The 23,222-nt window shown below is 65.7% G+C and carries 23 protein-coding genes; 7 read left to right on the top strand and 16 right to left on the bottom strand.

Translation table 11 applies throughout. The features are described 5' to 3' along the window. Positions 1–7: 7 nt before the first annotated feature. Together C0V72_RS03010 and C0V72_RS03005 are read right to left on the bottom strand one after the other, a co-directional pair. On the bottom strand, positions 8–709 hold the full coding sequence (locus C0V72_RS03010; protein WP_101791743.1) for an ABC transporter ATP-binding protein: 702 nt from the start codon (positions 707–709) through the stop codon (positions 8–10). Continuing rightward, complete coding sequence (locus tag C0V72_RS03005) at positions 702–1,955, bottom strand: lipoprotein-releasing ABC transporter permease subunit (protein ID WP_101791742.1); 1,254 nt, start codon at positions 1,953–1,955, stop codon at positions 702–704. Before C0V72_RS03005 ends, C0V72_RS03010 begins: the two co-directional genes overlap by 8 nt. A gap of 217 nt (positions 1,956–2,172) precedes the next feature. On the opposite strand from C0V72_RS03005, the gene purF reads away from it, so the two are divergent. The 3 genes from purF (at position 2,173) to C0V72_RS02990 (ending at position 4,856) form a co-directional block, all read left to right on the top strand. After that, positions 2,173–3,660, top strand: a complete 1,488-nt coding sequence (purF, locus tag C0V72_RS03000) for an amidophosphoribosyltransferase (RefSeq protein ID WP_172438887.1) — start codon at positions 2,173–2,175, stop codon at positions 3,658–3,660. Positions 3,661–3,666: 6 nt separating this feature from the next. Next, positions 3,667–4,383: an SDR family NAD(P)-dependent oxidoreductase gene (locus tag C0V72_RS02995; protein ID WP_101791741.1), complete on the top strand. Its 717-nt coding sequence runs from the start codon at positions 3,667–3,669 to the stop codon at positions 4,381–4,383. Positions 4,384–4,508: 125 nt separating this feature from the next. Continuing rightward, positions 4,509–4,856: a PilZ domain-containing protein gene (locus tag C0V72_RS02990; protein WP_101791740.1), complete on the top strand. Its 348-nt coding sequence runs from the start codon at positions 4,509–4,511 to the stop codon at positions 4,854–4,856. An 18-nt stretch (positions 4,857–4,874) separates the two neighbouring features. Here the strand turns inward: C0V72_RS02990 and C0V72_RS02985 are convergent, their stop codons facing one another. The 3 genes from C0V72_RS02985 to C0V72_RS02975 all read right to left on the bottom strand — a co-directional run bounded on the left by C0V72_RS02985 (position 4,875) and on the right by C0V72_RS02975 (position 8,673). After that, positions 4,875–6,095: a serine hydrolase domain-containing protein gene (locus tag C0V72_RS02985; protein WP_101791830.1), complete on the bottom strand. Its 1,221-nt coding sequence runs from the start codon at positions 6,093–6,095 to the stop codon at positions 4,875–4,877. A gap of 69 nt (positions 6,096–6,164) precedes the next feature. After that, positions 6,165–7,550, bottom strand: a complete 1,386-nt coding sequence (locus C0V72_RS02980) for a cryptochrome/photolyase family protein (protein WP_101791739.1) — start codon at positions 7,548–7,550, stop codon at positions 6,165–6,167. Positions 7,551–7,725: 175 nt separating this feature from the next. Continuing rightward, the gene (locus C0V72_RS02975) at positions 7,726–8,673 is read right to left on the bottom strand and encodes a metal-dependent hydrolase (protein ID WP_101791738.1); all 948 of its coding nucleotides are present in this window, start codon (positions 8,671–8,673) and stop codon (positions 7,726–7,728) included. Positions 8,674–8,778: 105 nt separating this feature from the next. Here C0V72_RS02975 and C0V72_RS02970 point away from each other — a divergent pair, with 105 nt between their 5' ends. Both C0V72_RS02970 and C0V72_RS02965 read left to right on the top strand, forming a co-directional pair. Beyond that, entirely contained in the window at positions 8,779–9,729 is a 951-nt protein-coding gene (locus tag C0V72_RS02970; protein ID WP_101791737.1) for an alpha/beta hydrolase, read from the top strand. Then, complete coding sequence (locus C0V72_RS02965) at positions 9,726–10,205, top strand: RNA pyrophosphohydrolase (RefSeq protein ID WP_101791736.1); 480 nt, start codon at positions 9,726–9,728, stop codon at positions 10,203–10,205. Before C0V72_RS02970 ends, C0V72_RS02965 begins: the two co-directional genes overlap by 4 nt. Positions 10,206–10,209: 4 nt before the next feature. Here C0V72_RS02965 and C0V72_RS02960 read toward each other — a convergent pair whose 3' ends face one another. From C0V72_RS02960 to C0V72_RS02935, 6 genes are all read right to left on the bottom strand, one after another. Further along, positions 10,210–10,710, bottom strand: a complete 501-nt coding sequence (locus tag C0V72_RS02960) for a tetratricopeptide repeat protein (RefSeq protein WP_172438886.1) — start codon at positions 10,708–10,710, stop codon at positions 10,210–10,212. Between the two features lie 62 nt (positions 10,711–10,772). Further along, the gene (locus C0V72_RS02955) at positions 10,773–11,951 is read right to left on the bottom strand and encodes an RsmB/NOP family class I SAM-dependent RNA methyltransferase (RefSeq protein WP_101791734.1); all 1,179 of its coding nucleotides are present in this window, start codon (positions 11,949–11,951) and stop codon (positions 10,773–10,775) included. Further along, the gene (locus C0V72_RS02950) at positions 11,948–12,262 is read right to left on the bottom strand and encodes a hypothetical protein (protein ID WP_101791733.1); all 315 of its coding nucleotides are present in this window, start codon (positions 12,260–12,262) and stop codon (positions 11,948–11,950) included. Before C0V72_RS02950 ends, C0V72_RS02955 begins: the two co-directional genes overlap by 4 nt. Positions 12,263–12,268: 6 nt before the next feature. Beyond that, positions 12,269–13,723, bottom strand: a complete 1,455-nt coding sequence (gene guaB, locus C0V72_RS02945; RefSeq protein ID WP_101791732.1) for an IMP dehydrogenase — start codon at positions 13,721–13,723, stop codon at positions 12,269–12,271. A gap of 109 nt (positions 13,724–13,832) precedes the next feature. Then, a complete protein-coding gene (locus C0V72_RS02940) occupies positions 13,833–15,341 on the bottom strand; it encodes a M28 family peptidase (protein WP_101791731.1) in 1,509 nt (502 codons plus the stop codon). Between the two features lie 10 nt (positions 15,342–15,351). Further along, on the bottom strand, positions 15,352–16,104 hold the full coding sequence (locus C0V72_RS02935) for a 3-hydroxybutyrate dehydrogenase (protein WP_101791730.1): 753 nt from the start codon (positions 16,102–16,104) through the stop codon (positions 15,352–15,354). A 105-nt stretch (positions 16,105–16,209) separates the two neighbouring features. Here C0V72_RS02935 and ypfJ point away from each other — a divergent pair, with 105 nt between their 5' ends. Further along, positions 16,210–17,097, top strand: a complete 888-nt coding sequence (gene ypfJ, locus C0V72_RS02930) for a KPN_02809 family neutral zinc metallopeptidase (protein WP_101791729.1) — start codon at positions 16,210–16,212, stop codon at positions 17,095–17,097. Positions 17,098–17,102: 5 nt separating this feature from the next. After that, on the top strand, positions 17,103–17,603 hold the full coding sequence (locus C0V72_RS02925) for a hypothetical protein (protein WP_101791829.1): 501 nt from the start codon (positions 17,103–17,105) through the stop codon (positions 17,601–17,603). 21 nt (positions 17,604–17,624) lie between these two features. On the opposite strand, the gene C0V72_RS02920 is transcribed toward C0V72_RS02925, so the two are convergent. The 5 genes from C0V72_RS02920 to sdhD all read right to left on the bottom strand — a co-directional run bounded on the left by C0V72_RS02920 (position 17,625) and on the right by sdhD (position 23,213). After that, the gene (locus tag C0V72_RS02920; protein ID WP_101791728.1) at positions 17,625–19,262 is read right to left on the bottom strand and encodes a M56 family metallopeptidase; all 1,638 of its coding nucleotides are present in this window, start codon (positions 19,260–19,262) and stop codon (positions 17,625–17,627) included. Then, on the bottom strand, positions 19,259–19,648 hold the full coding sequence (locus C0V72_RS02915; protein WP_101791727.1) for a BlaI/MecI/CopY family transcriptional regulator: 390 nt from the start codon (positions 19,646–19,648) through the stop codon (positions 19,259–19,261). The genes C0V72_RS02920 and C0V72_RS02915 overlap by 4 nt, the downstream gene beginning before the upstream one ends. Before the next feature lie 160 nt (positions 19,649–19,808). Then, complete coding sequence (locus tag C0V72_RS02910) at positions 19,809–20,840, bottom strand: C13 family peptidase (protein ID WP_101791726.1); 1,032 nt, start codon at positions 20,838–20,840, stop codon at positions 19,809–19,811. 118 nt (positions 20,841–20,958) lie between these two features. After that, positions 20,959–22,827, bottom strand: coding sequence for a succinate dehydrogenase flavoprotein subunit (gene sdhA / locus C0V72_RS02905; protein ID WP_101791725.1), 1,869 nt, complete (start codon positions 22,825–22,827; stop codon positions 20,959–20,961). Then, positions 22,827–23,213 (bottom strand): succinate dehydrogenase, hydrophobic membrane anchor protein, encoded by a 387-nt coding sequence (gene sdhD / locus C0V72_RS02900; protein WP_101791724.1) that lies wholly within the window; start codon positions 23,211–23,213, stop codon positions 22,827–22,829. Before sdhD ends, sdhA begins: the two co-directional genes overlap by 1 nt. Between the last annotated feature and the right edge of the window lie 9 nt (positions 23,214–23,222).

The following is a 23,222-nucleotide window of genomic DNA, read 5'->3' as shown; positions in this document are numbered from 1 at the left end:
CCCTGTTTCAAACCCCTTCGACCAGCACCCCATCCTTGAGGCGCACCACCCGGTCCATCCGTGCAGCGAGGCGTTCATTGTGGGTTGCAACCAACGCCGCACTGCCTTCGTTCCGCACGAGGCTGAGAAATTGGGCCAGCACCGCATCGGCGGTCTTTTCATCGAGGTTGCCGGTCGGCTCGTCCGCCAGCACCAGCGCCGGGCGGTTGGCGAGCGCGCGGGCGACCGCGACCCGCTGCTGTTCGCCGCCCGAAAGCTGGCTGGGCCGGTGCGTCAAGCGCGCGCCAAGGCCAAGGCTGGTGAGCAGGCTATCGGCCCGCGCATCGGCCTCGGCGCGGGACCGCCCGAGGATCATCTGCGGCATCACCACATTGTCACGCGCGTCAAAATCGGGGAGCAGGTGGTGGAACTGGTAGACAAACCCAAGATATTCGCGCCGCAGCTTGGTGCGCTCGTCCCCGGCAAGGTGTTCGGCCTGCTGGCCTGCGATGCTGATCGAGCCTTCAAACCCGCCTTCGAGCAGGCCGACGGCTTGCAGCAACGTAGACTTGCCCGAACCCGATGGCCCCAGCAACGCCACGATCTCGCCCGGCATAATTGCAAGCTCGACCCCGCGCAGCACATCAATGCGCTGCCCGCCCTGCTCAAAGGCGCGCTTCAGCCCGCGCAGACGCACGATCGGTGCGCCGGTGACAGGTTCATCATTCATAACGCAGCACCTGCACAGGATCGGTATTGGCAGCCTTCAAGGCAGGATACAGCGTTGCCAGAAAGCTCATGCCCAGTGCCAGCAGCACGATCCCCAGCACTTCCCACGGATCGGTGCGCGACGGCAGGGTGGAGAGGAACCGCACTTCCGGATCCCAGATTTCCTGCCCCGTGGCAAAGGCGATGAAATCGACGATGGGCTCGCGGAAAAACAGCACAATCGCGCCCAGCAGCAGGCCCGCTGCCGTCCCGATCGCGCCCACCGTGGTGCCGGTGGTAACGAAGATCTTGAGCATCGAGCGCCGGGTCGCGCCCATCGTGCGCATGATCGCAATATCGCGGGTCTTGGCGCGCACCAGCATCACCAGACTGGACAGGATGTTGAACGAGGCAACCAGCACCATGAAACTCAGCGCAAAGAACATGGCCACACGTTCAACCTGCAAGGCTTCGAACAGGGCCGAATTCATCGCCTTCCAATCGGCAATGACCGCCTTGCCGCGCAACTGCTCGGCAACAGGCGCCATGATGTCGCCGACCTTGTCAGGGTCTTCCACCGTGACTTCGATCTGCGCGACCGAATCGCCCATCAGCAGCAGGCTTTGCGCCTCGGCCAGGGGGAGCATCACGAAGCGTTCGTCAAAGGTGTAGATGCCGACCTCGAAGATCGCGCCCACGCGGTAGGGGATCTGGCGCGGCGTGGTGCCGAACGGCGTGGTGCGCCCGGCCGGATTGAGGATGGTGATGGTGTCGCCCACCCGAATGCCAAGGTTCTGCGCAAGCCGGCTGCCGATGGCCACCTGGCGCAGCCCGTCCTCGTCCTCCGGAGCGTAGAGGCTGGCGATATTGCCCAGCACCACCTTGTCGCCCAGCGCCTTGATGTCCTTGTCCGACTGGCCGCGCAGGAAGATCGCTTCGGCACTGCCATTATACAGGATCAACAGGGGCTTTTCGATCATCGGCGAGGCTTCGACGACACCCGGGGTCTGCTCGATCTGAGCGAGCACGCCCTGCCAGTTGTCCACCCTGCCATTATAGCCCTGCACCACGGCATGACCATTCAGGCCCACGATCTTGTCGAGCAATTCGGCGCGAAAACCGTTCATCACGCTCATCACGATCACCAGCATGGCGACAGACAGCATCACCACGCCCACCGATATGCCGGCGACAAGCGCAATGAACGCCTCCCCCTTGCCGGGCCAGAGGTAGCGTTTGGCGATCATCCATTCGAAGGGAGAGAGCATGGGTGGTAAGGGGTGCCCGTTATGTGCTGAACATCGCCTGTAGAGTGCACAGCAACGCGCGGCAATCCAATGTTGTGTCCTGTCCCCCACCCACCGCTGTCACACGGCAGTCAGCAAAAAGCCGGGGCTGCGCGGCGTGCTTTGACTTGTAATTGATCCGTCACATCGCCATTGGAGCGATGCCCCGCGGCGGCCATGCTCGCGGACAGGTTTGGTGATGCCGATGACACCCCGCAATGTGACTCACCCCTTCCTTGATGCCGATGGCGATAAACTGCGCGAGGAGTGCGGGATATTCGGCACGATCCGCGCGGCCGATGCCGCCGCAATGACGGCGCTGGGCCTCCACGCGCTCCAGCACCGCGGACAGGAAGCGGCCGGGATCGTCAGCTTTGACGGCAAGGAGTTCTACGCCAGCCGGGGCCTTGGCCATGTCGCGGAAAATTTCTCGACATCCGAAGCCATCGCCGCGCTGCCGGGCCATATGGCAGCGGGCCATGTTCGCTATTCCACCACCGGCGGATCGGGCCTGCGCAATGTCCAGCCCCTCTACGCCGAACTGGCGAGCGGCGGATTTGCCGTCGCGCATAATGGCAATATCTCCAACGCGATGCTGCTGCGCACCGATCTGGTGAACAAAGGCTCAATCTTCCAGTCGACGTCGGACACCGAGGTCATCATCCATCTGGTCGCCACCAGCCGCTATCCCACCATCGCTGACCGCCTGGTCGATGCGCTGCGGCTGGTTGAAGGCGCCTATGCCCTGATCGTGATGACGCCCGAAGGCATGATCGCCTGCCGCGACCCGCTGGGCATCCGGCCGCTAGTGATGGGCAGGATCGGCGATTCCATCCTGTTCGCCTCGGAAACGGTTGCCTTCGATGTCGTCGGCGCCGAACTGATCCGCGAGGTTGAGCCGGGCGAGTTGATCCTCGTCGATTTCGCCGGCGAAATCCGCTCGGTGCGCCCCTTCGGCAGCCCGGCCCCGCGCCCCTGCATCTTCGAACATGTCTATTTCAGCCGCCCTGACAGCGTGTTTGCCGGGCGTAGCGTTTACGAAGCGCGCAAGGCGATCGGCATGCAACTGGCGCTCGAATCCCCGTGCGAGGCTGATCTGGTGGTGCCGGTGCCCGATAGCGGCGTGCCTGCGGCGATCGGATTTGCGCAGGCTTCCGGCCTGCCGTTCGAACTGGGCATCATCCGCTCGCACTATGTCGGGCGCACCTTTATCCAGCCGTCAGACGGCGCGCGCCATTCGAGCGTCAAGCGCAAGCACAACGCCAACCGCGCGCTGGTGGAGGGCAAACGTATCGTGCTGATCGACGATTCGATCGTGCGCGGCACCACCTCGATGAAGATCGTTGAAATGATGCGCGAAGCGGGGGCCAAGGAAGTCCACTTCCGCGTCGCCAGCCCGCCGACCGCGCATTCCTGCTTCTACGGGGTCGACACGCCCGAACGTTCCAAGCTGCTGGCTGCCCGCATGGAGCTGGAGCCGATGCGCGAATTCATCAAGGCCGATAGCCTCGCCTTCATCTCGATTGACGGGCTTTACCGGGCGGTCGGGCGTGAAAATCGCGATGCGGCCTGCCCGCAATTTTGTGACGCCTGTTTCACCGGCGACTACCCGACCGCGCTCACCGATCTTGCTCTCGCCGAGCAAAAGTCCGCTGAGCTTCCCTTTGCCGATCCGAAAGCTGCCTGACCCGCCATGACCGATACCAGCCTTCCGCTTTCCGGCCGCACCGCGCTTGTCACCGGCGCAAGCCGCGGCATTGGCGCTGCCACGGCCCTTGCGCTGGCGAGCGCCGGTGCGCACGTCATTCTGGTGGCCCGCAAGGTCAAGGCGCTCGAAGCGGTCGAGGATGCGATCCACGCCGCGGGCGGCACATCGACCATTGCGCCGGTCGACCTGACCGAACCTGACGCCGTGACCCGGCTGGCCGAAGCCATCGCTGGCCGCTGGCAAACGCTGGATATCATGGTGCTGGCCGCTGCTTATCTGCCCGAGCTGACCCCGGCCTCGCAGATGGAGCCCAAGCAGTTCAATCAGGCGCTGCTGACCAATGTGGTCGCCACGCAGGCGCTGATCGCCGGCTTCGATCCGCTGCTGCGCCGCGCGCCTGCGGGCCGGATCATCGGGCTGACCAGCAGCGTGGGTGCATCGCCCCGGCCCTATTGGGGCGCCTATGCCGCCACCAAGGCCGCGTTCGAGAACCTGCTGGCAACCTATGCCGCCGAGGTTGAGCGCCTGTCGCCTTTGCGTGTGGCGATCATCGATCCCGGTGCAACCCGCACCGAAATGCGCGCGCGGGCCTATCCGGGTGAGGATCCGGCCAAGGTCAAGCCCCCCGAAGTGGTGGCGGATCGCCTGGTGGCGCTGCTGGTCGAAGGATTCGACGAACTGCACCGCGAACGGATCGACTGACCAAGTTTTCCTTACCTAGGTATTAACCCTTAATGGTCACCTGCACTTAACAATGTGGGGCGCATCGTCCTGCGCAGCCTCTCCCGCCCACAGCGACCGCAGGCTCCAGAACAAAGGTTGATGCTATGCCGCAGAGCTCGGATCCCTATCGTACAGCATCGCAGGAAGACCGGTGCGGACCCCGCACCCGTCTGACCATCCCGGCCACCTTGCGCGCGTCGGGCGGACGCGCCTTCCAGAGCGTGGTTCACGACCTGTCGATCTCGGGCTTTTCGGCCGCTTCGATCAACCGGATGCATGAAGGCCAGTTGTGCTGGCTGACCCTGCCCGGTCTCGAAGCGCTTCAGGCCGAGGTGGTGTGGTGGGACAATTGCATTGTCGGCTGCGCCTTTTCGGAACTGCTCAGCCCGATCGTGCATGACAATATCCTGCAACGCTACAGCAATGTCGGGATTTACCGCCAGGTCATCTGACGGCATCCCGCCGCCGCTTTATTTGGCTTGGGCAGCAAGCTTGCGGCTCAGATCCAGCAACTGCCCGCGTTCGGCCCCGCCGCTGGCTGTGGCCCAGTTGCCGATATAGGCAACCACAACCTGCTTGTCAGGGAACAGCGTGATCGCCTGACCGAAGATGCCTTGCGCGCCGACGGTGCCTTCCGGATAGGTCCACCACTGGTAGCCATAGCCGAACCCGCTGTCGCCAAAGTCGACCGCGCTACCCGTTGCCTCGGCAAACCAGCCGCCGGGCACCATGCCTTTGCCCCCTTCAAGCACGAACTGCCCCATGCGGGCATAGTCGGCGAGCGTGATTGACAGGCAGCACCCGCCGATATTGCCGCCGCGCGGATCGACCATCCAGAACAGACCGCCCGCAAAGCCGGCCGGATCGATGATCTTGGCCTTGGCATATTCGGCCAGCGGCTGGCCCACCGCATTTTCGACCAGTAGGCCGATCAGGTTGGTCTCACCGGTCTTGTAAACCCACTTCGCGCCCGGCTCCGCTTCCCGCGGCAACGCCTTCATCTGCGCGACAATCGCGTCCGCGCCATATTCCACCACGAAGCGGTTCATCTGCGCGACGTCAGACTTGGGATCAGTGTAATCCTCGTTCCACTTCACCCCGCTGGTCATGGTCGCCACCTGCCTGACGGTGACGCCGTCATAGGCGCTGCCCGCAAGGCCGGGGATATGCTTGGTCACGGGGTCATCAAGGGTCAGGAACCCGTCCTTCACCGCCGCGCCGAGCAGCGTCGAGGTGAAGCTCTTGGCGACCGAGAAACTGGTCCAGCGGTCCTTGGGGCCGAGGCCCGAGCCATAATGTTCAAACGCGACCTTGCCATCGACCAGCACCATCACCCCGGCCGTGCCCGTTTCGGCCATCAGCGCCTTGATTTCGTCCTGGAGCGCTGCGCCAAGCGGTGCGCCGGGCGGCAGCGCGCGCGGGGTTGTGGCGGCGGGGACCTCGTGTCCGGCAAACCACTGCTCCATCGCCCGGAAACGCTCGGCGCGCTGTTCGTTGTTCCAGAACAAGACCTGCAATTCGGACGGATCGCGCGGCGGCGGCTGGGTCAGCCGCGCGGCGGGCGTTTCGGGATATTGCGGCGGCACCGCCAGCGCCGGCGCATCCTTGGCCGTTTGGGCGTGGACCGGCGCGAGCCCGGTCAGCGCAAAGGCCACCGCGACGCCTGCCAGCAACCCGTTCTTCACGCCCATCATGTCACCCTCTCGTCTTGTGTTGTGAGCGGTGCATAGGCCCGCGCGGGGCGTGCGGGCAAGCCCCGCCTATCCAGCCTTGATCGTCTTCAACGCAGCCAACGCCCGCTCTCGCGCGGCCCGGTGGGCGACGATCTTGCGCGGATAGCCTGAAGGCCTGCGTCCGAATTCTTCGGGATCATGCACGTAAGGCGCCTCCAGCCCTTTCAGTTCCGGCACATAGGTGCGGATATAGCGCGCGGCATCGAACTTTTCGGATTGGGAGAGCGGCGCCATGATCCGGCTGAACATGTTGCTGTCCACCCCTGTACCCGCCGTCCACTGCCAATTGGTGGCGTTCGACCCGTAGTCGGCATCGCACAAGCAATCCCAGAACCACTTCTCGCCCTCGCGCCAGTCGATCAGCAGGTGCTTGATGAGAAAGCTCGCGGTGATCATCCGCACGCGGTTGTGCATCCACCCGGTCTGGTAGAGCTGGCGCATCCCGGCATCGACAATCGGATAGCCGGTGCGGCCCTCCTGCCACGCCTTCAGGTCGCGCGCGGCGGCTTCGTCGGTGGCAGGATCGCGCCAGGGGAAGCGGTCGAAATCCTCACGGTAGTTCTGCGTCGCATACTTGGGGAATTGCAGGACCGCGTTCTGCGAATAGTCGCGCCAGATCAGCTCGCTCTCATAGGTTTCCCAGCCTTTGGAGGTGCGGTCCTTGAAAGCATGCCAGATCTGGATGGGGCTGATTTCGCCAAAATGCAGATGCGGCGACAGGCGCGAGACCTTGTCCACGCTCGGCAGGTTGCGCTTGTCGTCATAGTCGTCGACGTCCGCGGCCCATGCGGCAAGGCGGGCGTGGGCGGCGTCCTCGCCCACTTGCCAGAAATCGCGCAATCCCCCGGCCCAATCGGGCTTGGTGGGAAGGAGATTCCACGCGGCCAGATCGTCGCTGGCGAGCCAGTTGGCGGGGGCTTCGAGCTTTTCGGGCGCAGGAACCTCGGCGCGCGGCGGGAACTCGGCGCGGACGGCGCGGCTGAAGGGGGTGTAGATCTTGTACTGTCCGCCGGTGCCGGTGGTGATGCTGCCGGGCACCATCAGGTAATTGCCGTGATGGAGTTTGAGATCAAGCGTCTTTGCCAGCTTGCGCTCGGCATTGAGCCACCAGGGTTCATAATGGCAGTTGGCGTGGATGGCCGCCGCGCCGGTCTCTTCCGCCAGCTTGGTCAATTCCGCCACGGCCTCGCCGCGCCGCAGGATCAGGCGGCTGCCCTTGGCTTCGAGGCGCTTCGCAAGGCTGCTGAGCGAATGATGCAGCCACCAGCGCGAGGCCCCGCCATAGGCGTGGTGCTTGGGGCTTTCGTCATCGAGGACGTAGACAGCGATGACAGGCCCAGCCTTGGCGGCGTGATAGAGCGCGGGGTTATCGGCCAAGCGCAGATCGCGCCGCAGCCATACGAGTTGGGTCATGTGTCTCTCTGAGTTCGCGTTTCCCCACCAACGCCGTCATGCTGAACTTGTTTCACCTTCAAATGTTGGATTTCCCGTTCCCATCATCCTGAACTTGTTTCAGGATCCATTCCTTTTCTCGCACTGTCGGTTGGATGGGGCACGATGGATGCTGAAACAAGTTCAGCATGACGGGCTATGGCAAGGGTTCGCACTTCACATCCGGTAGCGCGAGGGCAAACCTGTCCCCCACCCGCGGATCGGTGAAGCGGGCGTCGCCTAGCACCACCGAGCCATCGGGCGCACGGGTGAGGAAGGGCGCGCGCGACCAGAACAGGAAGGCGTCGAGTTGGGTGTTGGAGCGGCGGGCGATGGTGAGGTCGGGAAGACGGCATTGCGGTTCCGGCGAGTGGGCGTAACCATATCCGAAATCAGCGCCGTCCCAGGTGCTGCCGATCCACTGCCCTTGCACAATGCGTGCAAGCCGCTCGCGCTGCCAGAAGGCGAGCGGGACCGGGCTGGCGATGTATTCCTGCGGATAAGGCTCCTGCATCGGGATACTGAACCGGGCGAGCCAGGTGATCGCCTCGTTCACCCCAATATACGCCAGCACCGCCGCGATCCCCACCCGCGCAGGCCGCATCCACTCGCCCCCAGCCTTCTCCCGCCGCCGCGACACCCACACGCTCGCGATCAGCAGCGCCCACAGCCACGGGTCGATGATGAACAGCGTATCGCCGTAGAACCACCGCGAGGAAAACGGCTCCAGCAGGCGGATGCCGTAAACGTTCAGCCAGTCAAAGAACGGGTGGCTGAGGCACCCGATAAACGCCATCGCGTAAAGCCAGCCAAACCGCACGGGCAACCGCGCCTCGGGCCGGTTGCCACGCCGGGTCTGCCAGCGGTCGAACGCCCATAGCAGTCCCGCCAAGATCAGCGGCAGCAGCACCAGCGCGGGCGGGCCGTGGGTGATGCCGCGGCGGAAGGCCAGATGCTCGGTCCCCTCCAGCCAGAAGAAACACGCCGCATCCACATCCGGCAGGTTCGCGCCGATGATCAGCGCCGGCATGGCGAGCCCCGTGGTGCGCTTCAGCCCCGCCTGTCCCAGAACCGCGCCGACGAGGCTATGTGTCAGATTGTCCATCGCTGCACTGGCTAGCGCGGCTCTGCCGATCACGCGAGTGCAAATGCGCTTGGAAGTTTGGGGCGCACTCGCCTATCGCAGCGCCACAAACGGGAGAGAACCACGATGACCGATGCGCCCTTTATCCGCCCCGACATGAAGGCCTTCCTCGACATGATGGCGCAGGTCGCCGGGCCGAAGCTGGCCGACATGACGCTGGCCGAGGCGCGGCAATCCTATGTGGCGATGCATGGCATTGCTGATCGCCCGGCGCGCGCGCTTCCCGTGATCCGCGATCTTGCCTGCCCCGGTCCGAATGGCGATATTCCGCTGCGCCTGTACGACGCGCGCGAAAGCCGCGAGGAAGCCTCGCCCGTCATCATGTTCTTCCACGGCGGCGGGTTCGTGATCGGCGATCTCGATACCCACCACGCGCTCTGCACCGAAATCGCGGCGCTGATCGATCTGCCGCTGGTGGCGGTGCATTATGCCCTCGCGCCAGAAGCGCCCTTCCCTGCTGCGATCCTTGATTGCGAAGCAGCGACGCGGTGGGTGGCAGGCAGCCCGGCGGAACTCGGCCGCACGGCCAGCGGGATCATCACCATCGGCGACAGCGCCGGCGGCAATGCAACCGTGGTCGTCGGCCAGCTTCTAGCCGCCAGCCCCGCTGCGGTGCCGGTGGTGCTGCAAGTTCCGATCTTCCCGCTGGTCGCCGATGCCAATGGTTCGGCCAGCATGGCAGCCTTCAGCGAAGGATACCTCCTCACCGCCGATACCATGGGCTTTTTCGATGCAGCCTACGGCGCCGACCGCGCCGACCCGCGCGGCTTCCCCATCCTCGGGCAGCACGACACCGCGCCGCCCACCATCGTTGTCACCGCCAGCCTTGATCCGATCCGCGATTCGGGCCGCGCCTATGTCAAGGCGCTCGTGGACGCAGGGCGAGATTGCTTGTTTTTGGAAATGCGCGGCGTCACCCATTCCTTCACCAACCTGCGAGGCGCAGTGCCGAGCACGCAAGCCGATCTTGAACGCATCATCGCCGCGATGCGCTTCATGCTGGAGAACCCCGCATGAGCTTCGATCACCTTCCCTACCGTCCCTGCGCGGGCTTCATGCTGGTGAACGCCGAAGGCCTCGTCTTCGTCGGCCAGCGAATTGATCCGTCAGCCCACGGCTTCTGGCAAATGCCGCAAGGGGGGATCGACAAGGGCGAGGATGTGCGCGACGCCGCCCTGCGCGAGCTGGCGGAGGAAATCGGGGTCGGCCCCGACAAGGTCGAAGTGATCGCCCAGACCGCGCAGCCGATCTGCTATGATCTGCCGCCCGAATTGCAGGGCCGGGTGTGGAAGGGCAAATATCGCGGGCAGGAACAACATTGGTTCCTGGGCCGCTTTCTGGGCGAGGATGCCGACATTGACCTTGCGGCCCACAATCCGCCCGAATTCAATGAATGGCGCTGGATCGAACCCGAACAGCTGCCCGCGCTGATTATCCCCTTCAAACGCGCAGTCTATGAAGCGGTGCTGGCGGAGTTCCGGGGCCTGATCTGACGGATCAGTTCGACGCGGTCGCCGGGTCGCCCTTGCTCTCCACCGCCAGCCGTGCCGGCACCCCGCGCGCGATGGTGGTTTGCAGCGCCACTGTTTCAGGGCAGGCATCGCCGCACAGGGATTGCAGCTTGGCCAGATTGCGCTTGGCCTTTTCCAGCGCGCCCTTTTCGACCAGGGCCGTGCCCTCACCCGCGATCGCGGCGAAATTGCCCGGATCACGCTCCAGCGCTTCGCGGTAATAGCGAATCGCCTTGCCTTGCAGGCCCTGCTGGCGCGCGGCTTCGGCAAGGTCGATGAAGATCGGCGTATGGCCGGGATCGATGGCGAGAGCCGCTTCGAAGGCATCGACAGCGCCCTGCGTTTCGCCTGCGGCCAGGGCGGCCTGCCCCTGCGCGATCAGATTCGCAGCGCGGGGATCGGGCGCGCCGGCGTCGCCTGCGCTGCTGATGCTCGCCGTCATGGCAAGGCACAGGGACAGCACGGCAGCAGCGGGCGCATAACGCATCAGGAGCTCCTTCAGGGCGTGGTTACCAGAACCAGGTGGCTCTTCCATAGGATGCTAGGCTATCATGGTGAACGCAAGCACGCGATGAAAAAACCATCCGTGCCGTCATGGAGCGGATCAAGCCTGATCCCGGCCCCGCGCGGGCGGCCAAGGCCGAGGGTCAGGGGCTCGCTGCGCCAGCCGGGATGGCGGGAGAGAAAGGCGGTGATCCGGTCTGCGCCTTCGGCATCAAGCACCGAACAGGTGACAAAACTGATCGCGCCGCCGGATCGCACCAGCTGGGCTGCCACATCGAGCACATGGTCCTGCAAGGCATTGAGCCGCGCGAGTTCTGCCGGGTCGAGCCGCCAGCGCCCTTCCGGGCTGCGCCGCCAGGTGCCGCTGCCCGAACAGGGCGCATCGATCAGCACGTGATCGGCCTTGCCCGCCCACGGCCCAAGGGCGCGCAGCTCGCGGCCCGGATCAAGCAGAACGGTATGATCGACCGCCGCGCCGGCCCGCGCGGCGCGCGGCGCGAGGTTGCCCAGCCGGCGCTTGTCGGTATCCGCAGCGATGATGCTCGCCGCATTGCCAAGCCGTGCGGCCAGCGCCAGCGTCTTGCCGCCGCCGCCTGCGCACAGGTCGATAATCGTGTCGCCCGCCGCAATCGGCAAAGCCTCGACGATGAGCTGGCTACCGAGGTCCTGCACTTCGATCAGGCCTTGCGTGTAGGCGTCCCACGTTTCGACCGGGGTGCCGGTCGCAAACCGCAGGCCCTGCGCCGATGCCAGCGTCTCGCCCTGTTCGGGAAGGGTCAGATCGGCGCGGTCGGCTTTCAGCGCGTTGACGCGGATGTCGAGCGGCGCACGGCCGAGCAGTGCGGCAATCTCGCGCCCGCCAAGGCCTGATGCGCGCAGTGCCGCCGCGAGCCACTTGGGCGCAAGGCCGGTATTTGCCGCTTCCTCGCTTTCGCCGCGCGGTGCGGGGCCGTGGGCAGAGCCGTCGAACAGCGCGGCCACCGCTTCGTCCTGCGTCGCCACAGCCAGCATCGCCGCCCGCCCGCTGGCAGGCACGGGGCCGCAGAGGCGGATCGCCCGGTAGACCAGATCGCGCACCGCGCGCCGGTCTTTCGACCCGGCATAGCGGCGGGCGCGGAAATAGTCGGCGATGATCCGGTCAGCCGGCGCGCCTTTGGCACGCGCCGATGCAATGATCGTGTCGAGCAGTTCGATCGCGGCCTGAACGCGTGCGGCGGGAGTCACTGCCCTTCGCCCGGCGATGGTGTCGCCGATTGCGCCGCCTCAGCCGCCTGCGCTTCGCGGCGCTCTTCGTCGATATCGGCGTAAAGCCGGTCAAATTCCTCGGACTTGGGCACCGGCAGGCATTTGTACGTGACCTTCACGTAACCGTGTTCGTAATCGTACATCTTCACTCCTGCGACCCGTTCATTTCCATACAGCTGGCAGGTCGCCTCATCCGCGTAGAGATGCGGCTCGCGCTGGACTTCGAACCGGCCGGGCTCCTTGGGGTCCCACCAGACAAGCACCAGCATCCAAGGGATGATCTCGATCACGCAGCCTTACCGAGTCGGGTAATTCGGCGCTTCGCGGGTGATCGCGACATCGTGCACATGGCTTTCCGAAAGCCCCGCATTGGTGATCCGCACAAACTTGGCGCGTTCCTGCAAATCGGTGATCGTGCGCGATCCGGTGTAGCCCATCGCCGCCTTGATCCCGCCGACCAGCTGGTGGACGACGTCCGCTGCCGGGCCCTTGAACGGCACCTGACCTTCGATCCCTTCAGGCACCAGCTTCATCGCGCTGACATCCTGCTGGAAATAGCGGTCGGCGCTGCCGCGCGCCATCGCGCCGACAGAGCCCATACCGCGATACGCCTTGTACGAGCGGCCCTGATAGAGGAACACCTCGCCCGGGCTTTCCGTGGTGCCCGCCAGCATCGATCCGATCATCACGCTGGATGCACCCGCTGCCAGAGCCTTGGCCGCATCGCCCGAAGTGCGCAGGCCGCCATCGGCGATCACCGGTACGCCGGACTTTGCCGCTTCGGCGGCGCTTTCCATGATCGCGGTCAATTGCGGCACGCCCACGCCCGCGACCACGCGGGTGGTGCAGATCGAGCCGGGGCCGATGCCCACCTTCACTGCATCCGCCCCCGCATCCACCAGCGCGCGGGTCGCTTCGGCGGTGGCGACATTGCCGGCGATCACCTGCACCCGGTTCGACAACTTCTTCACCCGTTCGACCGCGCGGGCGACTTCGATATTGTGGCCGTGGGCGGTATCGATCACGATCACGTCAACCTCGGCATCCACCAGCGCTTCGGTGCGGGCGAAACCCGCATCGCCCACGGTGGTCGCCGCCGCCGCGCGCAAGCGGCCCGTGCCGTCCTTGGTCGCGTGCGGATAGTTCACCGCTTTCTCGATATCCTTGACCGTGATGAGGCCGATGCAATGGAACGCATCATCGACCACCAGCAGCTTTTCGATCCGCCGCGCATGGAGCAGGCGGCGCGCCTCTTCCTGCCCGGTGCCGAGCGAGACGGTGGCGAGGTTTTCGGTCGTCATCAGCTCGCGCACGGGCTGCGCAGGGTTTTCCGCAAAACGCACATCGCGGTTGGTGAGGATCCCGGCGAGCTTGCCGCTGGTATCGACCACGGGAATCCCGCTGATCCGGTGGAGCTGCATCAGGCTCTGCGCTTCGCCCAGGGTCGCATCGGGGTGGATGGTGATCGGGTTGACCACCATGCCGCTCTCATACCGCTTCACCGCGCGCACGGCAGCACACTGCGCGTCAATATCGAGATTGCGGTGGAGCACCCCGATCCCGCCCAGCTGCGCCATCGCGATCGCCATGTCGGCCTCGGTCACCGTGTCCATCGCGCTCGACAGCACCGGAATGTTCAGCGCGATCTCACGCGTGAGCTTTGTCGAGGTATCCGCCATGCTCGGCAAGACGCTGCTTTCCGCCGGACGGAGCAGCACATCATCAAAGGTCAGACCGAGCGGGATATCCATGGGCGCCACTTTCTGTAGTCGGGAGAGGGTTCTCTTCACGCGGGCGGCGCGCGGGAGAATCGTGGCGGCCCATGTAACCGCGCTTTCCCGATTGCGCTAGGGCCCAGACCTAGGGGCGCGCTTCGGCGCTTGCCGGATAGCTGGCCGGATCGGCGATTTGCCGAATGATGGTCTCGTGCAGCAGCAGATCATCAATCGCCCCGCCGAGTTCAATCCGGTCAGCCTCGTCCGAAGGCTGGTGATACCGGGTCTGGAGAAACGGATCCAGCACCGCGCGCGAGCCATAGCTGGTGGAGAGCAGCACGCTTGGCACACCGGCCTGCACCAGCGCCCAGCCATCCTGACGCTGGAGGAAACTGTCCGCCAGCGCCTGATCGCCCACCGCGCGGCCGCTGGCTGTGATCCCATCCAGAATCACCGCATCCAGCTGCGGTGCCTGTCCGCGCCCGATAAAGCCCACCGGGCTTGCCGCGGGCGCAACCGCCATCATGTCGAGATTGAAGGCGGCAACGATGCTTGCCAAGGGCACCGGCGGATTGCGCACAAAGGCGCGGATGCCCAGCAAGCCATCTTCTTCGGCGGTGGTGGCAAGGAAATAGACATCGCGGCCCAAAGCCGGGCCTTGCTTCAGCCGCCGCCCCAGTTCCAGCAGCATCGCCACGCCGCTGGCATTGTCCGCCGCGCCATTGCAGATGCGGTCAATCGCGCCCGGCGCCCCGCATTCGCCAAGGTGGTCCCAATGCGCCAGCAGCAACACCGCGCCCGATCCCGGCTGGCTGCCGGGGATCATCCCGATGATATTCTGGCTGGCAAACTCGCGCCGGTCCGATGTCGCCTCGATGCTGATCGCCAGATTGAGTTCAAGCGGCGCAAAATCGGCCAGCGCCGCCTCGCGCTTCAGATTGCTCCAGCGGCGCGCGCCGATCACCCCGGCCAGCGCCTCGTCCGTGATATAGGCCGCCAGCGTATCCTGCTCGTCGGCGGCGAGTTGCAGCTGGGGGCGGTTTTCCGTGCGGCGCACTTCGGCCAGCGCAGCGGCATCCGGCAGCACAGTGACGACAGCGGTGGCCTGCTGCCGGAACAAGGCATCGCGGCGTGCGGCATCGCGGCCGGGATCGGCCAACATCACCGCCACCGCGCCTGCCAGCGCATCGCCCAGCACCGACCCATCGCCATTGCCCACAAACACCACCGGCACGCCCGTGCCCGGCCCGCCAATCGCCAGCGCGCGGCGGCGCGGCGTGAACACGGCTGCATCGCGATCCGCGATCACGACCGCGCGGCGTCCCTTGCCCAGCGTCAGCGTGGCCCCTTCCGGCCGGGTCGCCAGCAAATCGACCGGCAAGCGCCAATAAGAACCGGGATCATTGGTGCCCGACACCAAGCCGATTTCGGTCATGCGCTGCTCGATATAATCAGAAGCGGCCTGCCCGCCCGGCGTGCCCGGCTTGCGGCCCATCAGATCATCGCCGGCCAGCACCGCGATATCGGCCCTGAGCCGCGCGGCGATGGCGCTGCGTTCGTCAGCAGGCAGGCTGGCAACCGGTGCACGGGCGCAAGCGGTCAGCATCAGGCTGACCAGCACCGCCATCAGCAGTGCGGCGCGCGCGCCGATCATCCCGCAGCGCTCATTCGGCGGTCCAGCCCCCGTCGATGGTGTAATTGGCGCCGGTGATGTTGCGCGCCGCATCGCCGCACAGGAACACCGCCAGCGCGGCGACATCTTCGGGCAGGACGAAGCTTTTGGTCGGCTGCTTGGCCAGCAGCACGTCATTCATCACCTGATCGCGCGTCATTCCGCGCGCGGCCATGGTGTCGGGGATCTGGTTTTCGACCAGCGGGGTCCAGACATATCCGGGCGAGATGCAATTGGCGGTGATCCCGCAGGTTGCCAATTCCAGCGCGATGGTTTTGGTAAAGCCGGTCAGCCCATGCTTGGCCGCGACATAGGCGCACTTGAACGGCGAGGCGGCGAGCGAATGGGCGCTGGCGGTGTTGATGATCCGCCCCCAGCCTGCCGCCTTCATCCCCGGCACAGCGGCCCGCGTGGTGTGGAACGCCGCCGAAAGGTTCAAGGCGATGATTGCATCCCACTTTTCGGGCGGAAAATCCTCGACCGCAGCGACGTGTTGCATTCCGGCATTGTTGACGAGAATATCGATGGGGCCGACATCGGCCATCATCTGCGCGATGGCGCCTGCATCCATCAGGTTGGCGCCGTTGTAGCTCGCCCCCAATTCGTCACAAAGCGCTTCGATTTCAGCGGGATCGCCTAGGCCGTTGAGGATGACCTCGGCGCCTTCAGCCACCAGCGCCCGGGCGATTGCCAGACCAATCCCCGAAGTTGAGCCGGTGATGAGAGCACGCCGGTTCTTGAGCATTTGCCGCTTCTCCTGCACCTTCAGGCCATCGTGCTTTGCTTTTGCCGCACGTATCGCGCCTGTCCAGCAAATTGCTGAATGGGCACCATGAAAGGGAGTTTACTGATGCGGTTAGGCCCGTTCGACACCTCGCAAATCAATGTCCGGTCCAGTGGTGGCGGCGGCGGCGGTATGGGCCGTGCGGGCGGATTGGGCTGCGGCACGCTGGTGATCGCCCTGATCGGTGCGGTGGTGTTCGGGCTTGATCCGGCCCAGACCATTGGTCTGGTTGAAAGCGTGCAACAGCAAACCGCGCCCGCTGGCCAGGACGGGAGCGGCGGCGGCGGGCAGACCCTCAGCGCGCAGGAGGTCTGCACCAGCAGCGCCTATGCGACCGAAGCCTGCAATGCGCTCACCAGCCTTGATGCCACATGGAAGGCCAGCTTTGCGCAGGCTGGCATCCCGTTCGAACAGCCTTTCCTTGATCTGTATCGCAATGGCCGGGTCGATACTGAGGGCTGCGGCAGCGCGACATCGGCGGTGGGGCCGTTCTACTGCCCGGCGGACAAGGGCATCTATATCGACACCAGCTTTTACGACCAGCTGGCGCAAATGTCGGGCACGGGCGGCGATTTTGCGCGGCTGTATGTGATCGCGCATGAATATGGCCACCACATCCAGAATATCACCGGCCTTGCCGCGCAGGTGCGGCGCGAACAGCAGCGCAATCCGGGCGCGGCCAACCGCTTGCAGGTCGCAATGGAACTGCAGGCCGATTGCTATGCCGGAATGTGGGCCGGAAAGAATCGGAACATTATCGAGCCTGGCGACCTTGAAGAAGGATTGCAGGCTGCCAGCGCGATCGGAGACGATACGTTGCAGCGCAATGCCGGGCAGTCGGTCAACCCTGAAGGCTTCACGCATGGCACCAGCCGCCAACGGATGGCGGCGCTGCAACTGGGGCTGGAACACCGCGACGATGCTGCCTGCGACGTATTTTTTGAAGGAACCTGATGGATATGACGCGCACCCTCCCCCTGCATCTTGCGGCCATCGCCGTGATCGCCTGCGCCAGCGCTGCACCCGCAGCCGCTCAGGTCATGGCCGAGCCGGACGTGACCGAGGTAGCCAAAACCCCGCTGCGCGATCTCAACATCGACGGGCGCGACATTCCCGAAGTGCTGCTGGCGGCAGAGCGCAATCCCTACAATGCCGCAGGGCTGGCGAAATGCAGCGCCATCGTGACGCAAATCGCCGCCCTCGATGAGGTGCTTGGCGCGGATTACGACATCGCCGGAGCCAAAGACACCGACCGGCTGAACGAAGGGCGGATCGGGCAGAGTGTGGTGGGCTCGATCATTCCGTTTCGCGGGATCGTGCGCGAAGTGACAGGCGCGGCCGGCAACGAACGCAAGCTGCGCGCAGCCTACACCGCCGGCATGGCCCGGCGCGCCTTCCTCAAGGGGTTGGGCATGGGCAAGAGCTGCGCCTACCCGGCCCGGCCCCGCGCTGCCAAATAGGAACGGCCGGGCCGCTCCCGCTCAGCTTTCGGCCTGCGCCCACCGCGCGATCTGGCGGTCGAGCGTTTGCAGCAAGGCTGCGCGGGTCTGTTCGGGGATGCCCGGATCGCGGGCAATCTCGGCGCGGGCCTGCTCCAGACCAAGCCGGGCGGCCGCCGGAATACGGGGCTGGCAGATCATCACGGTCTGCCGCCCGTTCAGCCCGGTCATCACCTCGGCCTCACCGCGAAAGGCCGAGGTGCAGTCCTTCAGCACCATCACCTTGGGCGCTTCCGCGCGGGCGGCCTCGGCATCAGCCAGGGCCTGACTGACGCGCCGGGGCACATCGGCCAGATCATGCTCAGCCTGGGCAAGGTCGCGGCGCAGGTGTGCGGTCATTGCCGCATCATGCGCCGCCCATTGGCTATCATGGGCCGCCCGTTGCCGATCATGGGCCATCTCGCGGTCCCGCATGGCTGTGACGGAAGGTTCGGGCGCTTCGGGCGCTTCGGGTGGCTGCACCGGCCAAGGGGCCTCAGGGCTCTCAGGCGCAGCAACCGGCACGAGCGGAGCAGGCGCCGCGGGCGGCGCAGGTGGCTGGGGCGCCAGTGGAGCTTCGGGCGCGGCTGGCGCGGCTGGCGCGGGCTGATCGCCCGCCGCATAGCTGATCGAGGCGGTGAGCGGCAGCGCCAGCAGACCTGCGCCCAGCAGCGCACGGCCCGCCCAGCGGCGGCGGGGGGACAGATCGGACATGGCAAGGCTCCTCAGACGGTGGATGATCGATTTCTCGCCCAGCACGGGACACGCCATCGGCGCGGTCAGCGCCGCATTGTGGGCAGCGCCGGGCAAGGCTGCGAACCGGGCAATGAGCGCGGCATAGGCAGCCCGCTCGCGCGGCGATCGGCGCGCCATCACGCGGGCATCGCAGGCCGCTTCCTGATCGCGCCGCAGCGCCAGCCAGCCATAGCGGCCCAGCGGGTTGAACCAGTGCAGCGCAAACAACGGCTGCACCAGCACATTGACCAGCAAGTCCGCCCCGCGGTGGTGCGCCAATTCGTGCGCCAACGCCAGATCGCGCGCCTCGCGGTCGTGCAGCGCCAGAAAACCGGGCGGCAAGGCAATCACCGGGTCAAGCACCCCCATCGCCAGCGGCGCGCCGGTCGCCGGGGTTTCGATCAGACGCACCTTGCCCAGCAGGCCGGGCGCAGATCCCATCGCGCGGGCATCGGCCAGCAGGTCCGCGCGCAGGCGGAAATACGCGGCAAAGCGGCGCCACAAGGTCACAGCCGCGCCCGCCAGCCACACCAGCAGCACGGCCTCGGCAAAGGGCCAGTCGGCCAGCATGGCCAACAGATCGAAACCGGCAGGCGGTGCGGCCTCCATCGGCACGGTCAGCGGGGCGGGCACGGCACCAGCAGGCGCCGGAGTTGCCGCCTGCCAGAACGCCGCATCCGGTAGCGGCGGAGCGTCAGCCAGCACCTCGGCGGCCGGATCGACCTTCGCCGGCGCCATCCAGCCGGGCAGCGTGACCGGCGGCAGCACCAGCCGCGCAAACGGCAGCGCCCACAAGGCATAGGCGGCTTCCGGCCCGAAATGCCGCGTCACCGGACGCCGCGCCGCCAGCACCAGAGCGATCAGCACGCCCGTCCATGCCAGCGTGTGGAGCAGCATCCCGGTCATGGCCGCAACTCCTTGAGCAGCGCCTCGATTTCGGCCAGGTCGCTGTCTGTCAGCGCTTCGGTTTCAGCCAGATGCGCGACCAGCGATGCGGCGCTGCCGCCGAACAGGCGGTCGACCAAGCGGCGGCTCTCGCCCCCGACATAGGCCTCACGCGCGATCAGCGGGGTGTATAAAAACCGGCGGCCATCAGGCTCCGCGGCGATCGCGCCCTTCTGGACGAGGCGCGATAACAGCGTCTTGACCGTCGCCAGGCTCCAATCGCGCGCGGCGCAAACTTCATCGCACACCTCGGCCGCGGTCTGGCGCGGGCGGTCCCACAAGGCCTCCATCACCGCATGCTCGGCATCGGTGATACGTTCGCCAGCATTTTCGTCGGATGGGGTCACTCGGGCGCTCCCTCGGCTTGTGATTACACCTGTAGTCTTATCGACTACATCTGTAAACCTTGCGCCTGGCTGAATGGCGCCGCACCCACCCAGCGTTTCGCCGAACGGGCGACGGCGGCGGATGAATGACGTGGCGATGCGCTTCTCCCGCGCCCGCCCATCAGTCGCGCGCAGCAGAGCGCCCGGCGGCCGCCTTGGCGCCCAGCGCCGCCTCGTCGAACGCAGGCCGCCCCACCGGCGCACTGGCGATGCGCGGCTTGCCGGCTTCAAGCTGGGCCAGCCAGACCTTCGCCCCCGCCCCCATACTGGTCTGCGGCAGGGACGCCAGAAAGCGCGCCTTGGCCTCCCACTCGGCGACCGCTGCCCCGGCCATGCGCGCCGCTTCATCCAGCGCAACCGGTTGGCGCAGCGCGCGGTTGATCAGGGCATCACCAAAGAACGTCCAGTCATTTTCAGCCATGCAACCGAATGACGAGCGCGTGCTGGCCGCCGCTGTCAGGATTGCAGTATCCGCGCTGGCGAGGACGGGCACAAACACCCCGGAATAACAGGCCGACAGGATCAGCAACCGGCGCTCGATCCCGGCCTCCCCCAGTGCGGTCTTCAGGCTGGCGGGCGACAAAACGCCGTAGCCATGGTCGCCGTAATGATAGGCAAGGCCCAGATCGATGCCGTGGCTGGTGGTGTAGAGCACCAGCACATCCTCCTTGCCGTCCATCACCGAGCCAATGTGGCTGATGGCCAGCAGAGCCGCGCTGATCGAAGCGTGCGGCGCATCGTCGCGGGTGCCGTCCGGCCCGGCCAGCGTCAGCGTGCGGCTTTGCGCGCCGTAACGCGCCGCCAGCACCCGCGCCGCCTCGCGTGCCTCGCGCGCGAACACCGGATCGCTATCGAGCGCGATGGTGAGGACATAGGCTTCCGGCACGCCCGGCGTCTGCGGCGGCAGCGCGGCTAGTGCGGCATCAAGGCGACGCTGCTGTTCACGCAGCTGGCCAGCGGTAAACCCGCGCAGCAATTCGGGGCTGAGATCGTAAGACTTGCGCCGTTCAGCCGGGGTTTCGCCGCTGCCCAGATCAGGAAACGGTGCGGTGTGCGGCGGCGGCTGGTTGGGATTGGGCGCGGTGGATTGCGACAACACCGGCGCGGCGAGCAATGCCGCCAGCAGCGCTGCGATGATCTTGCCCCTGTTCATCGGGACGCAGGCTGCCCTTCGGAACACCGTCGGTCAAGCGGCGAGCGTCCTGCTATCACGACAAAGGCCCGATCCCTCTCGGGACCGGGCCTTCAATGTCATTCCATGACGCGCCGGATCAATAAACGCGCGCCTTGGGCTCGATATACTTGATGTCGTCGGTCAGCGTGTATTCGTGCACCGGGCGATAATCGATGCGGCTGTTGCTGCCACGCCCGCCCCAGCCGTCGAACCAGGCGATCGTGTGCTTCATCCATTCGGCATCGTTGCGATCGGGGAAATCCTCGTGCGCGTGGGCGCCGCGGCTTTCCTTGCGGTTGGCGGCCGATGCCATGGTGACGTTGGCCTGGCTCATCAGGTTGTCGAGTTCCAGCGTCTCGATCAGGTCGCTGTTCCAGATCAGCGACTTGTCGGTGACGTGGATGTCTTCCATCCGCTTGTTCTGCTCGGCCAGTTTGGCCACACCTTCGTCCATCAGCTTCTGGTCGCGGAACACGGCGCAGTGCTTCTGCATCGCCTTCTGCATTTCCGCCCGGATCTGCGCGGTGGGCGAACCGCCCTGCGCGTAGCGGAAGTGATCGAGCCGGGTCAGCGCGAAATCGGCGCTGTCAGCGGGCAGTTCAGGCTGCTTGGCATTGGCCTTGAGGCTGTCACGGAGGTGATGGCCGGTTGCGCGGCCGAACACCACGAGGTCGATCAGCGAGTTCGAGCCGAGGCGATTGGCCCCGTGCACCGACACGCAGGCCGCCTCGCCCACGGCATAGAGGCCGGGGATCACGGTGTCCGGATTGCCATCCGGCCCCAGCGTCACAACCTGCCCGTGATAGTTACACGGGATACCGCCCATGTTGTAATGCACCGTCGGGGTAACGGGCAGCGGCTGGCGGGTGAGGTCAACACCGGCGAAAATCTTCCCGCTTTCGGTGATCCCCGGCAGGCGCTGGGCCAGCACATTCGGATCAATGTGATCGAGGTGGAGGTAGATGTGATCGCCTTCGGGCCCGACACCGCGCCCTTCGCGCATTTCCAGCGCCATCGAACGCGACACCACGTCACGCGACGCCAAGTCCTTGGCGGACGGGGCATAACGCTCCATGAAGCGCTCGCCCTCGGAGTTGGTGAGATAGCCACCCTCCCCGCGCGCGCCTTCGGTGATCAGCACGCCCGCGCCGTAGATGCCGGTGGGGTGGAATTGCACGAACTCCATGTCCTGCAAGGGCAGACCTGCGCGCAGCACCATCCCGCCGCCGTCGCCGGTGCAGGTGTGGGCCGAGGTCGCGGTGTAATAGCAGCGGCCATAACCCCCGGTTGCCAGCACGACCGATTGCGCGCGGAAGCGGTGGATCTTGCCGTCATCGAGGCACATGGCGATCACGCCGACGCACTTCCGCTCCCCGCCTTCATCCGACATGATGAGGTCGAGCGCGAAATATTCGATGAAGAAGTCCGCGTCATACTTCAGGCTCTGCTGGTAGAGCGCGTGGAGCATCGCGTGGCCGGTGCGGTCAGCCGCGGCGCAGGTGCGCTGCACCGGCGGGCCGGCGCCCATGTTCTGCATGTGGCCGCCGAACGGCCGCTGGTAGATCGTGCCATCGGCATTGCGGCTGAAGGGCACGCCCGCGTGTTCCAGCTCGTAAACCGCAGCAGGCGCCTCGCGCGCGAGATATTCGATCGCGTCCTGATCGCCCAGCCAGTCCGACCCCTTGACGGTGTCATACATATGCCAGGTCCAGTGGTCGGGCGAGTTGTTGCCCAGCGACGCGGCGATCCCGCCTTGTGCGGCGACCGTGTGGCTGCGGGTGGGGAACACCTTGGAGATGTTCGCCGTGCGCAGGCCGCTTTCCGCCGCGCCCATCGTGGCGCGCAGGCCGCTGCCGCCGGCGCCCACCACCACCACATCATAGGTATGATCGACGATCGTATAGGCGCCCTTCAGATGCGCCCCGCCGACATCATTTGCGGTTCCGCGTGCTGCTGACGTAGCCATCAGGCCTGACCTCCGAATGCGAGCGTAGCGACGCTGAAAATGCCAAACGCGCCGCCGCCAATGGTTGCAAGATTAAGCGCCGAGATCGCAGCAAACTTGCTGCCGGCGTCATGGATGTAATCCTCGATCAGCACTTGCAGGCCGAGGCGGGCGTGCCAGAACAGGCTGAACACCAGCAGGATCATGGCGGTCGCCGGGATTGGCTGCGAGAGCCACTTGACCATGCTGGCGTAGCCATAATCGCCCAGCAGCGCCAAGCTGATCAGCAGCCAGCTCATCAGCACCACATTGCCGATCGCGGTGAAGCGCTGCACCAGCCAGTGATGCGGGCCATGATGCGCCGCGCCCAGGCCCCGCACGCGTCCGATGGAAGTACCGTTACCCATAGTCTTGCC

Source organism: Porphyrobacter sp. TH134, assembly GCF_002855495.1.
Classification (GTDB): domain Bacteria; phylum Pseudomonadota; class Alphaproteobacteria; order Sphingomonadales; family Sphingomonadaceae; genus Erythrobacter.
This window is presented reverse-complemented; position numbering and strand designations above follow the sequence as displayed.

Coding starts and splice junctions, on each gene's coding strand:
- guaB (WP_101791732.1), bottom strand. CDS start 13,723: ATGGATATCCCGCTCGGTCTGACCTTTGATGATGTGCTGCTCCGTCCG.
- sdhA (WP_101791725.1), bottom strand. CDS start 22,827: ATGGCTACGTCAGCAGCACGCGGAACCGCAAATGATGTCGGCGGGGCG.
- C0V72_RS02985 (WP_101791830.1), bottom strand. CDS start 6,095: ATGGGCGTGAAGAACGGGTTGCTGGCAGGCGTCGCGGTGGCCTTTGCG.
- C0V72_RS02990 (WP_101791740.1), top strand. CDS start 4,509: ATGCCGCAGAGCTCGGATCCCTATCGTACAGCATCGCAGGAAGACCGG.
- purF (WP_172438887.1), top strand. CDS start 2,173: ATGCCGATGACACCCCGCAATGTGACTCACCCCTTCCTTGATGCCGAT.
- C0V72_RS02965 (WP_101791736.1), top strand. CDS start 9,726: ATGAGCTTCGATCACCTTCCCTACCGTCCCTGCGCGGGCTTCATGCTG.
- C0V72_RS03010 (WP_101791743.1), bottom strand. CDS start 709: ATGAATGATGAACCTGTCACCGGCGCACCGATCGTGCGTCTGCGCGGG.
- C0V72_RS02940 (WP_101791731.1), bottom strand. CDS start 15,341: ATGATCGGCGCGCGCGCCGCACTGCTGATGGCGGTGCTGGTCAGCCTG.
- C0V72_RS02980 (WP_101791739.1), bottom strand. CDS start 7,550: ATGACCCAACTCGTATGGCTGCGGCGCGATCTGCGCTTGGCCGATAAC.
- C0V72_RS02995 (WP_101791741.1), top strand. CDS start 3,667: ATGACCGATACCAGCCTTCCGCTTTCCGGCCGCACCGCGCTTGTCACC.
- C0V72_RS02910 (WP_101791726.1), bottom strand. CDS start 20,840: ATGAACAGGGGCAAGATCATCGCAGCGCTGCTGGCGGCATTGCTCGCC.
- C0V72_RS02960 (WP_172438886.1), bottom strand. CDS start 10,710: ATGCGTTATGCGCCCGCTGCTGCCGTGCTGTCCCTGTGCCTTGCCATG.
- sdhD (WP_101791724.1), bottom strand. CDS start 23,213: ATGGGTAACGGTACTTCCATCGGACGCGTGCGGGGCCTGGGCGCGGCG.
- ypfJ (WP_101791729.1), top strand. CDS start 16,210: ATGCGGTTAGGCCCGTTCGACACCTCGCAAATCAATGTCCGGTCCAGT.
- C0V72_RS02975 (WP_101791738.1), bottom strand. CDS start 8,673: ATGGACAATCTGACACATAGCCTCGTCGGCGCGGTTCTGGGACAGGCG.
- C0V72_RS02925 (WP_101791829.1), top strand. CDS start 17,103: ATGACGCGCACCCTCCCCCTGCATCTTGCGGCCATCGCCGTGATCGCC.
- C0V72_RS03005 (WP_101791742.1), bottom strand. CDS start 1,955: ATGCTCTCTCCCTTCGAATGGATGATCGCCAAACGCTACCTCTGGCCC.
- C0V72_RS02935 (WP_101791730.1), bottom strand. CDS start 16,104: ATGCTCAAGAACCGGCGTGCTCTCATCACCGGCTCAACTTCGGGGATT.
- C0V72_RS02920 (WP_101791728.1), bottom strand. CDS start 19,262: ATGACCGGGATGCTGCTCCACACGCTGGCATGGACGGGCGTGCTGATC.
- C0V72_RS02970 (WP_101791737.1), top strand. CDS start 8,779: ATGACCGATGCGCCCTTTATCCGCCCCGACATGAAGGCCTTCCTCGAC.